This window comes from Bacillus sp. JJ675 (assembly GCF_036963165.1).
Classification (GTDB): Bacteria; Bacillota; Bacilli; order Bacillales; family Bacillaceae; genus Bacillus; species Bacillus glycinifermentans.
Genome location: NZ_JBALMR010000013.1, coordinates 1 through 13,640 on the forward strand (window position 1 = coordinate 1; position 13,640 = coordinate 13,640).

The window sequence follows — 13,640 nt, forward strand, 5'->3', positions numbered from 1 at the left end:
GTTTTATGCCCTTCCCTAACCGCAAGATACCTTTTGACCGCTTGTATTTTTTCCTCAGCTGTAAATTTAGCCATAAAAAACTGCACCTCCGATTGTTAGATGGTGTCTAACAATTGGGGTGCAGTTCAGCTCCGGCAGCTTTTTGCTGATCAATAGTCGTTAAAGTATGTCTGGATTTTTGCAGGATCATTCGTTTTCGTCAGCGCAAGCATCAGCAATATTCGCGACTTTTCGGGATTGAGCGAATTGGAGGCGAGAAGCTTTTTCTTTTCAAGCTCCGGGCTTGGTGTGACAACGCCGTTTTTCGTCCGGCTCGACCGAACGACGGCCACGCCTTTTTTTGCGGCGGCAACTGCGCCGTTTTTCGCCGCATCCGAGATTGAACCGTTTCCGCTGCCCGCGAAGATGATTCCTTTTGCACCAGCTTTTTGCGCCGCATCAAACAAATATCGTCCATCGCTTTGATACCCGTAAATAATATCGACCTGCGGCAGCTTATCGATTTTTGAAATGTCAAAATCGGTTTCCCTTGTGTGTTTTTTCGTGATGTCATTGAAGATATAAATGTCGCCTGCGATAACGCCGATATTGCCCATTTCCTCCGACTTAAATGTATCAGGCGTCGTCGTGTTCGTTTTCGTCACATATCTAGCCGAAGCGATGCGGTCGTTCAAGACGACTAAAGTTCCTTTCCCTTTCGCTTCCTTGCTTGCGGCCACTTTGACGGCATTGTACAAATTGGACGGACCATCCGCTCCGATTGCGGTCGAAGGCCTCATCGATCCGACGACGACGATCGGTTTATCGCTTTTTATGACGAGATTCAAAAAGTAAGCCGTTTCTTCCAGTGTATCGGTGCCGTGGGTGACCACGATTCCGTCGACATCATCTGAAGCGAGCAGCTCATTGGCGCGTTTGCTCAGCTTCAGCAATGTTTCATTCGTCATATTTTGGCTGCCTATATTTGCGATCTGTTCACCGCTGATATTGGCGATATCCTGCATTTCAGGCACAGCTTCAATCAGCGCATCAACGCCTACTGCACCTGCTCTGTAATTGGTTGTTGACGTTTTCGACTTGTCTGCTCCCGCAATCGTTCCGCCGGTTGCCAAAATTTCTATATTGGGAAGACCTTTCTGTTTTTGTTCCGTTTTGGCTGCTGCAGTTTCCGTCTTCGCTTCAGCCTTTGATTCATTTGCCGGCTCATTCGAACTCGAACACCCGGTGATCAACAACAGCCCTAATACAATCATCAGCATTCGTTTTTTTATCATGGTTTTGATCTCCCCTTGCTGTATGTAAGCGTATTTTTTGTATTTTCTCCTTCTGCCTCCCTTTAATACCAGTGTAAATTTTATAAATTTTCTGTCTAATCTTATGGTAGATTTTCTTCTATCCTTTCGAAAAAAAAAGGAGAAAACTCCCCTTGTTTTCCCCTTTTGCTATTGCTTTAAAAGCCTAAATTCTTCTTTTACTTTTTTCAAAAACTCCTCATTCGTCATCAAATCATAAGCGGTAAACGCCATCGATTTCGCACCGAGCATCAAGCCTTCAAACCCTTTGCTGCTCATGGCCGCTTCCCGAAACTCCGGCGTGTGGCATGCATACGGTTCATCACAGATTTGTACATACGGATGGATCGACGGGGCGATCTGACTGACGTTTCCCATATCAACCGAGCCTCCTCCATCCGCTTTTTCGTGGATCGAATCCGGTTCGACGCCTAATTCGATCATGTTTTTTGTAAAGATGTCGGATAGGGCTTGATTCGTTTTCAAATCGTCATAGGAAAGCTCGTAAAAAGATGTTTGAAGACGGGCGCCCGTTGCCAGAGCAGCCGCCTTGGCGCAGTTTTTCACTTTTTCGAGCAGTTCGTTGACATAGCTGCGTTCCGCCCCCCTGACATAGAACTGGGCCACCGCATAGTCGGGAACGACATTGGCCGCTTTCCCGCCTTCGAGAATGATGCCGTGAATCCTTGCATCAGGAAGAATATGCTGTCTGAGCGCATTAATTCCGTTGAACGTCTGAATCACCGCATCAAGCGCATTGATTCCTTCATGCGGCGCTCCCGCTGCGTGTGAGGCTTTCCCGAAAAATTCAAATTGAATTGCATCCATCGCCAGCGATGTTCCGCTTTTTTCGTGTCTGTAATATGGATGAACCATCATGGCCGCATCGAGATGGTCAAAGACCCCCTGCTCGGCCATGGTCACTTTGCCGCCTTTTGTTTCCTCTGCGGGCGTTCCGTATACATACACTTTGCCGCTGCATGACGCCATCACTTTGCTGATGCCGATGGCGGCCCCGACGGCCATCGTCCCGATCAGGTTGTGGCCGCAGGCATGGCCGATGTCGGGAAGCGCATCATATTCCGCCATCAACCCGATCGCCGGTCCGGGGCGGCCGCTGTCATATACGGCTGTAAATGCCGTCGCAAGGCCGCATGTGCCAAGCTCTACTTCAAACCCGTGTTTTTTTAATTCTTCTGACAGGATCTTTGACGCTTTGAATTCTTCATGCCCCAGCTCAGGATGGTTGCCGATGTATTGGCTGATGTGAAATAAATCTTGCCGGATGCTTTCAATTTCTTTTTCAATTTGGCTTTTCATGGCGGTGCCCCCTTCTTGTTTTTGATTCCTAATCTTACGAAGGAATTGACAAGCGACTGTGATCTATCAAAAATGATTAAATATATATTTAAATGAATAATAATACATTATAAAGGAGAGCAGCCACGTGAGCAATAATCCTTCCGAAAAAACGGGTTTCCAATTTCCGCACTCGTATGTATTGGATTTTTTCTTTCATCATCCTTGCCGCTTTTGCGTCTTTCTTGATCCCTTCAGGCAAGTTTGAACGGACGGAACAAGACGGCCGCACCGTGATCGCCCAGGGAAATTACAGCCCGTACTGACGCCGCACCCGCCGGGGGTATTTTCGCGTATTCAAAGCCGTATCGGAAGGAATGATGCAATCGGCCGACATCATTTTCTATATGATCATCCCGATTCCAGGCGTACTGATGGCGATGCTCGCGATTGCAGCATTCCGTACGACCGCTGGATCAAGTTCGTCTGGAAGCTGACCGCCGGCTGGCTGCTCGCGACCATCCATCGCGTTGATGACCGGGATGAAGTGAAAGCCCCTCCGGCTTTTCACTCGTTCCTTAACGTAACCTTAAATTTTCCCCGAGCCGTCCTTTTCACCCAAAACGGCCTTCCGCCTGAATTCAGGACTATTGAATCACCAACTGTCTTTTCGAAATACCATTCCCTTTTTTTCAATGTTTCCTCTGATTTCTCAAGATTTTCAGACAATTTTCGCGTATCAGAACTACTTTTCGGATTCCATTTATTTCATCTAAAGGTAATCCTTTTGTTATAGTCTTTTTCACCCAGTCAAACTTTTTGGGAATGCCTAAACCTGAAACAAAGCGTCCAAAATTAGGATTTATAACCTATTTCACAATGATTCTCCAAACCTTAAAATGAGTACTGTTGTTTCTATTTTGCAGAAGAAACTCAGAAAAAAGGAAATTATATAATCATAATTTCACTGTTTGACAAACAAAAAGACCGGGACTTGAGTAAGTTATACATCATAACGACGTCGGCCTTTTGTTGCATGACAATGAAAAAATAATAGAAAAAGGAGATAGACATGCGTAATAAAAAGTTTTATTTAATGTTGCTCTTGATGATCGTAGCCGTATTTTCTGCCGCATGCAGCGGGGGGAACAAAAGTGCAAGCGCTGACAAAGACGAAGCAAAAAAAGCGGATAACGCAGAGATCAAAATACTCAGCACAGAATATACGCTCCCTGATGATTCAACAACAAAATTAGCTGATGGTGAACTGATTTTAAAAGTGAAAGTGTCCGTAAAAAACACGGGAAAAGAGCCATTATCCGTCACCCGCAGATCGTTCAACCTTTATCATGGCGATTCTAAAGTGACTGATGTAAACATTTATGATGCTCAGAATGAAAGATTAACGACTGCAACGCTAAACTCCGATAAATCAGTCGACGGATATCTGTATTACCAAGTTGAAAAAGGGGAAAAGTATCAGCTCGAATATGCGCCTGAAACGTATGGCGACGAAAAAATCGAACCGATTGAATTTGAAATAGACGGCGGCAGCAGCGCCATGCTGGAGTCTGCTAAAAAGCTTGACGACCCGGCAAAAGCTTTGCTTGCTTATACAGACATCACGCTCTTCGGCAAGGATAATGAAGATTTCGAAAAATTGACCGGCGAAAACAAACGGGAAATCGTCACCGATTATATTGAGGGCGGCCAAAAATCCCTTATCAAGTCCATGGGCATCTATAATGAAGAAGATGTCGATAAAAAGAAACTGAACAAACTGATCAGCGCCATCCAAAACGCCTACAAAGATAAAGCGAAAGTCAAAGCGGTTACAAAAACGATGACCAGCGAAGAAGCAAAAGTCGAAGCAACCATTACACCAATCGACAGCTCAGATACGCAAAAAAGAGTCCAAAAGAGAATGGAAGAATACGTGAAAGACAGCGGGAAAAATTATATGTCCCGGGAAGAACTGATCAACCCTACCATCGATGCCATGGCGGAAGAGCTCAAAAAAGTGGAAACCGCCTCAAACGATAAAACCGTTGAAATCACGATGAAGAAGACGAAAGACGGCAAATGGCAGCTTGATCTTACTGATTATGATACCGAGGATTATTTCTCAAGCTTCTTTAAAAACTAACAGCAAAAAAAGCACCGAAAAAAGGTGCTTTTTTTGCTATCGTTTTTCAATGACAATAAAACAAGTGCTGTCAGGCAAAGAAGCTTCCTCCCCATTCACTTCTGTTAATTCAATTTTGGGAATGAGATGCTCCTCATACCCTGCTTGCAAATAATGCTCAAAAACAAGGATATTCGCACGTCCGCCCAGTTCTTTCTCAATACAGGCCCGATATTCAGAAGGCGTGAAATAGCCAAACTGCTCTTGGACTTCATGCGGATACGCCTCTTCCCCCCAAGTATATGTATAGAGAAATTCCATCGCATCATTGACATAAAGTACAGCCGCATCCTTCTCGATCTCAAGAATCTCTATCTGCCGTCCTTTAAAGTCACGGACATATCTTCTTAAGAAAGCCATTCCGTCTGGATCTTTAAAGCGAATCCGGACCACCGCCATCTTGTCCTCTGTCATAATGCCGTCTCTGATGATGATCCTGCCTTTTGGCCTCAGCACTTCAAACGCGCTTTTTAAAGCTTGGGAAATGACCCGGTGATTGAATTTTCTGCCCTCATAAGGAACGTATGAAAACAATTCGTGGAGAATCGATGAAAATACGATCGTATCGACGCTCTCCTTTTCGATATACTCCGGCAAATCCAGCGCATCGGCCTGCTTGACCTTCCACGGTTTATGCTCGCGGACCTTCCGTTTTTGCAGTTCTTCAATGACGTTGACCGATAGATCAATTCCGATCACTTCAGCCTCGGGGTGATACTCCGTCAGCAAATCGAGCATAACGCCTCCGCCTGCGCCGATATCGAGCATCTTTTCCCCGACGGCATAATCGGCAATCTTCTTTTTATAATCTTCAGCGCCATTCATATCTGACAAGTAAGCCTGCTCGTTTTGCAGGCGGTCAAATGAATCTTTCCGAAACTCAAAAAAGTCGTAAAGCAGTACGATCGCCCTTTCGTATAACGGCGATTTCTCAGCTTCTTGACAAAACTCAATCAGCTTCAGCCCGGCCTTTGAGAACGAAAAGGTGACACCGATGATTTCCGAAGCGGCGTCAAACGGCTGAACCGCTAAAGAAACGTGTTCATTAACAGGCGCCTCGCCGCGAAGCAGGTCTGTGACAGACATTTCTTTCAAATAAGCTTCAATAATCCGCTTTTTATAAATATTCGTATGCCGAACGCCTTGATAGTCGCGGTAAATATCCTTCATCAGCGGTTCAAAACTGATATGCCTGACAGACAGGGGATTGACGGAACGGCGGATGAGCAGGAAGATTTTGACGAACTCTTCAAAGCTGAAAGAGGACAGCGCTGACTCCACATACCATAAGTCGACCTGTCCAAAAAGCCGCCGCAGGGCGTTTTCTGCCGAGTGCTTTGTCAAATACGGCTCATAGCGGCTTCCGTCTTCTCCCATATCAATCGCTTGCTGGCGCAGCTTTTTCAGCCTTTCTGCAAACGGCAGCTCTCTTTTTCGCTCACCTTCCGAAAGCTGCGCCACGACCTCGCTCACATCGTGTTTGACCGAATCCCAAAGCGCAGCCGACACGCCGGCGATAATGCAGTTGTTCAAAACATACAGCACCCTCTTCATATCGATGTCCGCCTGTCCTGATGCTTCCATCCAATCGATCAGAGGCTCAAGCTGCCGGTATCTCGATTCCCCGCGAATGTACTGCCCCACAAGCCCGTGCGTCAAAATCAACAGGTAGACAAGCTCCTCCGTATCTTGCCGGTCAGCCAAAAACGGCCGGCTTCGGTTTGCATAGATTTGCGCTGAGCCGATGTTATGAATCGCGAGCTGAAACCCTTTGTCCCGCCATTCCTTTCTTTTATGAGGCTGCCCGCATTTCGCCGTCTCACTCCAGATAAGGACCTCTTCAATAATCGCCTTTTCCCTCTCCGGGATATCGGCTTGCTCTAATATGCAGAGCGTCTTTTCAACATAGAGAAGAACAGGATTGGAAGGCATCTTTTCCAATGAAGGAACGCGCTCCAGATTGACGTTTTTCTCCTCCGTCAAAAAAAGATATTTCAACCATTCGGCATGCCGCAAAACATGCCGGTCCCCATTTTTCAGTTTTTCGATTGCTTCCAAAGATTGCAGACGTCTCATGTAGCTTCCCTCTTTCTATTCTATAAGAACCATCATAGGGTAAATAGTTTCATATAGAAATAGGGCGAAATACACATAGTTTACAGCGTCTGTCCGCTGTCTGCGGTTATGATCTGCCCCGTCATGGCCTCCTGCTCAAGTACATCACAGATGAGCTTGGCGATGTCCTCAGGGGAAGCGAGCCGTTCCAAAGGCATCTGGCGGGTAAGCTGCATCATTTTTTCTTCCCTGCCTTCCCACCATCTCGTGGCCACTGCTCCCGGCGCTACGCTGGAAACCGTAATCTCCGGGGCAAGCGCATGAGCCAATGATTTCGTAAGACCGTGAACTGCCGCTTTTGATACGGCATACGGTAGCGAAGACCCTGATCCGGTCAATCCGGCAATGCTTCCGACGTTAACGATGGCACCACGGCCGTTTTTTTTTCATCAGCGGGGCCGCCGCCCTTGCACAGTGGAACATCCCTTTGACATTGACAGCATAAAGCACATCCCAGACGTCATCCGAAGCGGCCTCCAAATCGTCAAGCTGAATATGCCGGGTGATGCTTGCATTATTGACGAGGAGATCGACAGTTCCGAACTCCCGTACGATCGTTTCAATCATATTCCGGACTTCATCGTCCCGGGAAACGTCAGCTTAAACGGCGATCGCCCGTCCTCCTCTTTCAGCGATCATCCGGACCGTTTCTTCCGCCTCCGCTTCTGAACGTGAATAGTTCACCGCAACCGCAGCCCCGCGCTCTGCCAGTTTAAGAGATACAGCCCGTCCGATTCCGGTGCCGCCTCCCGTCACGAGTGCCGTTTTATCTTGAATATCCATTTTGATCCGCCCCTTCCCCGGTTGTTGATGCAAGCTGTGCAATCCCATTTCCAAACGACCAGTTCTCTTTCACATTCTCTGTCACGATAATCATGACATCCTCCACCCGAATGCCTGCCCCGCTGTGCAGGTGTTCTGCGATGCGTCGATACAATGCCGGCTTTTTTTGGATCGGTCTTTGCTTCATTGTGATTTGAATATAAATCAGATCTTTCGTTCGATTGATGTTCATATAGCCCGGATCGAAGAAAAATTCTTCTTCATCGTGCTGTGTAATCACTTGAAAGTAGTCGTCTTCCGGCACATCGATCGTCTCTGTCATCGCCTGATGAACAGAGCGGCTGATCGTTCGAAGCTCTTCCTTTGTTCTGCCCTTTAATAGATCAATTCGGACAAACGGCATGTGATCATCCCTCCTCTTGTTTGATTTATAGTATATATTCCTTTTATGGTTTAGTATAATTGAATCATTTGAACGATATGTTCAATTTTATTGAACCCCATATCGGAGGAATTTGAACATGGATATGAAAGCAGTAAAGACGTTTCATAAAATCGTAACTTGCAAAAGCTTCATTCGGGCGGCGGAAGAGCTGAATTACGCCCAGTCCACCGTGACGATGCAAATTCAAAAACTCGAAACAGACCTCGGAGTCCGCCTGCTGGAAAGGGGAAAAACATTCAGGCTGACGGAAGCCGGCAGGCTCTTTTTTGATCAAAGCCGGCATATCGTCAAAGAGATCGAGCAGCTGCAAAACAACATGTCTGACTTATTGCTCGGTGAAGCCGGCAGCATTCGCCTAGGGGCGGTGGAACCGATCGCAAGCCGCCTTTTGCCCGGGATTTTGGGAGAATTTTTAGCAGAGCATCCAAAGATCCGGATATCCGTCGAAATCGGAAACTCGGCGCCGCTCGCGGAACGGCTTTTGCAAGGGAACCTCGACNNGCTCGACGCCGGCGATCGGAACAGACCTTTATTTTGAACCGCTTTTCGCGGAAGAGCTGACAGTGCTCTTGCCCGAAGGACACCCTGCGGCAGAACATGAGCGCGTCAGCTTAAAGGATCTCAGAGAGCATCGCCTGCTCATCACGGCCCACAACTGTACGTATCGGAAAAAAGTCGAAATCGCCTTTCAGGAATTGCCCGGGAGCCAAATGAACACAATGGAAGTCGGCAGCATGACCGCATTGAAAAACTATGTAGCCGCAGGACTCGGGATCGCCCTCGTTCCAAAAAGCATCGCGTCCTCCCCGCCTGCCGGAACTACGGTCCGCGACCTCATTGACAATCCGATTGCCATCAGGTTCGGCATCCTCTGCAAAACGTCGGCATTTCCTCTGAAGCACGCGGCAGCCAAGCTTTATCAATGTTTAAAAGAAAATCTTCAAAGACAAAAAAAGGACCTTCCGAATTGATCCGGAAGGCCCTTCCCAACCTTACGCCTAATTTAGCGGGATCGTTATTTGCACTTGTCCGCCCCCCGTCTCCGCATTCCTGATCACCAGATCGCCTTGATGCAGTTTTGCGACATTAAGGGCAAACGTAAGGCCGATTCCGTAATGTCCGTTTGATGTTCTGCTTTTATCCTCCATGTAAAAAAGCTGTGCCGCTTTTTTCAGCCCTTCAGGAGTAAAGCCATTCCCGCTGTCCGTGATCGTAAAAGTGAGGGAGTCTCGCCGGCAGGCTGCTTCAAAATAAACCTTCCCTTCGTCAGGCGAATGGTCGGCCGCGTTTGACAGAATATTCATCAGCGCCCGCTGAAGAAGCTGGCGGTCAATTGTTGCCTCTTGCGAATCAAGGTTGTGTTCTGTCCGCACGATTTCAACGCTTTTGCTTCCTATGTATGCCGTCATTTCCTGAATCACGCTGTTTACAAGCTCCTTCACTTGAACGCGTTTCAGATCGGCGCGGAACGCTTCCTCTGTTTTTGATATATGGATTAATTGATCGATATATTGCTCGATTTTAATTGCGGCATTCAGGATATAGCCGATATAATCGGACTGCTCCCCGCTTTGTGATGATAAACCCAGCAGTTCCGCATTTCCTTTAATAATCGTCATAGGGATTTTCACATCGTGAGCAAGCGCGCCGATTTGTTCGTTTTTCGATTTTTCCATGTGCCATTGCGCCTCAAGAGATGCCTGAAGGGCATTTTTCATCTCGATAAGAGATTCAATGACATCATCAAATTCCTTGAAATTCGAGTATTCCGGTGAAATATTCAGATTCTGTTCCTTGATTTGTTCCGTTATCGTGTTTAATTTGTCGAAATGCCTTTTTAATTGATTGGCAAAATGCGTTGTCACAATAAAAATGACCGTGATGATCAACATAACCAGGATGCAAATGCTCGTCAGCTCATAGTTTGGAAGATACTTTCTCAATAATGGAGAATGGAATTCAGCCCGCAAGGAATATTCCAAAACGCAATATTCGTCTTTTCGGTCGATGATCAGATAGCCTTTTTGCTTGAAGTTTACATACGGCTTGTTCTCTATTTTTTTCCTCACAATATATAAATCTTTCTCTTTTATCGTCCCCGCGGTTTTCCGCTTCGATTTCTTATCCAAAATGGCGTATGACATCGTATCCGGGATCATGCTGCCTGTTACCTGTTTTGCTTCCTGAAGCCGCGGTTTCAGCTTTTCCGCTTTATGTTCATTATCATTCGCCGGATCAATCAGACCCGCATTCATTCCCATTGTGTTGACAAACAGATACAGGGAGGTAACGGCGGCTAAACTTAAACATAGCGTGATCATGTATACAATCAGTTCTCTGCGCAGCGTCTTTTTTCTTTTCGTTATTCCCATTTGTATCCTACGCCCCACACCGTTTTAATGGGATCCTCATGATGTTCTTTGCATTTTTTTCGAATCGTCCTGATGAATTCGGTGATCGTAGAGTATAAAGCGTCGCCGTCCAACCCGTATACTTCTTCATAAATCTGTTCTCTCGAAAAGGTCCGGCCTTTATGTTGGGCCAGGAACTCGCATATTTTATATTCGTTTTTCGTCAGGTTTAATTTTTGACCGTGAATAAATACTTCCTTGCTGTCAAAATGAAACAAAAACCCGGAAATGAGCCGCCTTCTCTCGTGCTTCTCCCGATTCTCCCTTCTTAAATGCGCATTGACCCTTGCGCTAAGCTCGAGAACGCCGAACGGCTTCGAAATATAGTCGTCCCCTCCCGTCATGAGACCTTTTACGACTGCTTCTTCATCCGTCTTCGCCGTAAGGAATATAATCGGACAGTCTACGATCGGACGGATGAGCTTGCATAATTCAAATCCGTCAATGTCGGGCATCATGACATCGAGCAAAATCAAATCGTATCCTCCGAAAACGTCGAGAGACTCTCTGTTTATTCTATCCAGCGTATGAACCAGATGCTGATCCCGCCGCAAAATGTTTTGAATGAGGACCAGAATATCCTTATCATCGTCTACCGCCAAAATGTTCGCCACTTGCTAATCCACCCTTTATCACTATTCATTAGCCTTTCTTCCTTCCCAGGGGATAAACCATAGGATGCTGGTGATGAATACAGCCATTATAACAAACGTCATCATATATATTCCCGTATTCATTTCCCGGTCGAATAACGGCATATATTCGGCGTCGATTTTCCCAAAATAACGTATTCCGGAAAGGCCTGATAATCTGATGCCCCATGCCCACGGGTTGTATTTCCATATCACGTCGCCAAGCCCCGTATTCATCAGAGCCGTCATAAGAAAGCCGGCGCCTCCCAATAGAACGGACGCTCCTATTCCAAACACACAGCTGACCAAAAAATAGAGCATATACAATGTCACACATCCGGCGAACAGCCATGCCCCGCCTTCCCAAAAAAGAGCATACGGAAGATCGGGCACCTTTAAGACAAACGTCAGCCCGGCCAGGTAGACTGCAATCGCCAAAAAGACGGATGCCGCATTCATCATAAGGAGGAGGGCGATTTTACTGACATACGCAGTCAGCTTTACAGACGTTGCGCCCAGGAGCACTTGAAATTTTCCGGCATGCTCTTCGAGTTGGGCAGCCGTCCCGCACATGATGCTGATGAGAAACGGCAATGCAACCGCCATCAACGTCATATACGATTGATATAAATCAAACGGGCCCGGGTCTTTCGAATAGAAATAAAGCAGAAAAATCCCTGCGTAAATGAACGGAATCAAAAGGTGCAGCCACATAAAAGAGGTGCGCTTCGTTTTTTGGATATCTGCCCGCAGGCACCTCAAAAACAGCCTCACTTTATACCACCCCCCGTTGGTGAAAACGAACGTTTTGTCACGATCATCAAGACTGCAAACAACAGAGCCGCAAGCAGCACCGCCGGAGGAACGACCGCCCAGCTATGCAGGGGATCGCCATTCTCAAGCGGCAAGCCGTTCGGATGTATGCCGATCGCCGGACACATCATGCGGATCGACCAGCTCCACGGGTTTAACCACCATAAAGATTTCGAAGCCGACATAATGCCGAGAATCAAGCTGCCTAATAAATTGACCGTAACGGCAGCGGCAAATCCAAACCTTCTCGCGAGAAACAGACAGAACGGAATTTCCCAGAGCGTGGCGGCCCAAAGCAGCAGACTGGCTGTGATAATGGCCAAATTGACAGTCGCAAGTTGCGGAATAACAAACCCCATCATATACATGAAACCTAAAAATATGACTTGCGAAGCCAATGAATAAATTGCGATCACCGCCACTTTTGCATACCACATCGTTTTCAAGTCGACCGGTGCCGAAAAGACGCCGTTGTAGTTGGACGCTTTTTTCTCCTTTTGGTGTGATGATGCACACATCAATGCGATCATCATCGGCATAAAAATGATCGACCACCAGTTGAATGTACCCGTGACGAAAAAGCCGGCGTTCATCAAAAAGGAGAAACATATATTGATCAAAGGAACGGTGACAATGGCTTTCCTCGCAAACGCCCGTTTAAACTTCAGATGCTCTGCTTTTATGTATTGTCCGATCATTGATCTCCACCGTCTTTCTCACGGTTTGACTTTACGACTTCCATAAAGAGCCGCTCAAGATCGTCCTTCTTATCGATTTCCCCCTGGTACCCAAGGCGTCCTCCGCTGATGATGCCGATATGATCTGCGATTTGCTCCACCTCTGAAAGAATATGGCTTGATAAGATAACCGTGATCCCTTCCCGCGGAAATGACCTGATGAGCTCCCTCAGTTCCTGTATGCCGATCGGGTCCAGTCCGTTAGTAGGCTCATCCAGAATAAGCAGCTTCGGATGATTCAAAAGGGCAATTGCGATCCCGAGTCTCTGCTTCATTCCCATCGAGAACTGTCCCGCTCTTTTTTTTCCGGCATGGTGCATATCAACGGTTTTCAGCACCTTCTCGATTCTGTCATGTGCAAGACCCCTTAGTGTTGCGTGGACTTTTACGTTTTCATATGCGGTCAAATTGTCATAAAGAGGCGGATATTCAATTAAAGACCCTATATCTTGTAAAAAAGACCTTTTCCATGGATGGCCGTCAAAAAAGATCTCCCCTGACGTTGGTTTTAAAATTCCGGTCAGCATTTTCAGAGTTGTTGACTTCCCGGCGCCATTGGGACCGAGCAGTCCGTAAATGCTGTTTTTTTGAACTGTAAGCGAGACATCTGTCACCACTGTGCTTCCGCCAAATTGTTTTTTGAGATGTTTCGTTTCCAACAGGATGTTTCCCATGCCTTTTCCTCTCCCCGTATTTCTTTGATTTCGGAGCGGCTGCGCTCCACATGGTGTCATTTGATATTGTAAGATGCTTTTATCAAGATTTAATCAAGACTGGGAAAACGCAAAAAACCTTCCGATCTGATATGCTCCCCTAAAGGTAGACAGATGAAATAAAAAAATCTGTTTGCCTTGGGGGAGTTTTTTCATGGCTGGAAAATGGTTTTCAAAAGAAGAAAAATTGAATATTCTATCAGAATGTGATCAGG

At 46.6% G+C, this 13,640-nt stretch carries 11 protein-coding genes and 2 pseudogenes; 2 read left to right on the forward strand and 11 right to left on the reverse strand.

Annotated elements, in window-relative coordinates:
- Positions 1–149: 149 nt before the first annotated feature.
- From V7126_RS03705 to V7126_RS03715, 3 genes are all read right to left on the reverse strand, one after another.
- A complete protein-coding gene (locus V7126_RS03705) occupies positions 150–1,274 on the reverse strand; it encodes a type II asparaginase (RefSeq protein ID WP_046129018.1) in 1,125 nt (374 codons plus the stop codon).
- A gap of 168 nt (positions 1,275–1,442) precedes the next feature.
- Complete coding sequence (locus V7126_RS03710; RefSeq protein WP_335496757.1) at positions 1,443–2,612, reverse strand: M20 family metallopeptidase; 1,170 nt, start codon at positions 2,610–2,612, stop codon at positions 1,443–1,445.
- 382 nt (positions 2,613–2,994) lie between these two features.
- Complete coding sequence (locus V7126_RS03715) at positions 2,995–3,162, reverse strand: hypothetical protein (RefSeq protein ID WP_157759321.1); 168 nt, start codon at positions 3,160–3,162, stop codon at positions 2,995–2,997.
- Between the two features lie 501 nt (positions 3,163–3,663).
- Between V7126_RS03715 and V7126_RS03720 the strand changes: the two genes are divergently transcribed.
- On the forward strand, positions 3,664–4,737 hold the full coding sequence (locus tag V7126_RS03720; protein ID WP_046129020.1) for a DUF5105 domain-containing protein: 1,074 nt from the start codon (positions 3,664–3,666) through the stop codon (positions 4,735–4,737).
- A gap of 36 nt (positions 4,738–4,773) precedes the next feature.
- Here V7126_RS03720 and V7126_RS03725 read toward each other — a convergent pair whose 3' ends face one another.
- From V7126_RS03725 to V7126_RS03735, 3 genes and pseudogenes are all read right to left on the reverse strand, one after another.
- Positions 4,774–6,852 carry a class I SAM-dependent methyltransferase gene (locus V7126_RS03725; protein WP_046129021.1) on the reverse strand — a complete coding sequence of 693 codons (2,079 nt, stop codon included), beginning with the start codon at positions 6,850–6,852 and terminating at the stop codon, positions 4,774–4,776.
- An 80-nt stretch (positions 6,853–6,932) separates the two neighbouring features.
- A pseudogene (locus V7126_RS03730) lies at positions 6,933–7,674 on the reverse strand (SDR family NAD(P)-dependent oxidoreductase).
- A complete protein-coding gene (locus V7126_RS03735; RefSeq protein ID WP_046129022.1) occupies positions 7,658–8,077 on the reverse strand; it encodes a tautomerase family protein in 420 nt (139 codons plus the stop codon). Before V7126_RS03735 ends, V7126_RS03730 begins: the two are co-directional and overlap by 17 nt.
- 118 nt (positions 8,078–8,195) lie before the next feature.
- On the opposite strand from V7126_RS03735, the pseudogene V7126_RS03740 reads away from it, so the two are divergent.
- Positions 8,196–9,090 (forward strand): annotated as a pseudogene (locus tag V7126_RS03740) (LysR family transcriptional regulator).
- A 27-nt stretch (positions 9,091–9,117) separates the two neighbouring features.
- Here the strand turns inward: V7126_RS03740 and V7126_RS03745 are convergent.
- Genes V7126_RS03745 through V7126_RS03765 form a run of 5 tightly spaced genes read right to left on the reverse strand, consistent with a single transcriptional unit; the run spans position 9,118 to position 13,386 of the window.
- Positions 9,118–10,491, reverse strand: a complete 1,374-nt coding sequence (locus V7126_RS03745; protein ID WP_046129024.1) for a sensor histidine kinase — start codon at positions 10,489–10,491, stop codon at positions 9,118–9,120.
- A complete protein-coding gene (locus V7126_RS03750; protein WP_046129025.1) occupies positions 10,482–11,144 on the reverse strand; it encodes a response regulator transcription factor in 663 nt (220 codons plus the stop codon). The genes V7126_RS03745 and V7126_RS03750 overlap by 10 nt, the downstream gene beginning before the upstream one ends.
- A 21-nt stretch (positions 11,145–11,165) precedes the next feature.
- Complete coding sequence (locus V7126_RS03755) at positions 11,166–11,936, reverse strand: lantibiotic immunity ABC transporter MutG family permease subunit (protein WP_046129026.1); 771 nt, start codon at positions 11,934–11,936, stop codon at positions 11,166–11,168.
- Complete coding sequence (locus V7126_RS03760; RefSeq protein ID WP_046129027.1) at positions 11,933–12,673, reverse strand: lantibiotic immunity ABC transporter MutE/EpiE family permease subunit; 741 nt, start codon at positions 12,671–12,673, stop codon at positions 11,933–11,935. Before V7126_RS03760 ends, V7126_RS03755 begins: the two co-directional genes overlap by 4 nt.
- Entirely contained in the window at positions 12,670–13,386 is a 717-nt protein-coding gene (locus V7126_RS03765; protein ID WP_046129028.1) for a lantibiotic protection ABC transporter ATP-binding protein, read from the reverse strand. The genes V7126_RS03760 and V7126_RS03765 overlap by 4 nt, the downstream gene beginning before the upstream one ends.
- Positions 13,387–13,640: the final 254 nt, after the last annotated feature.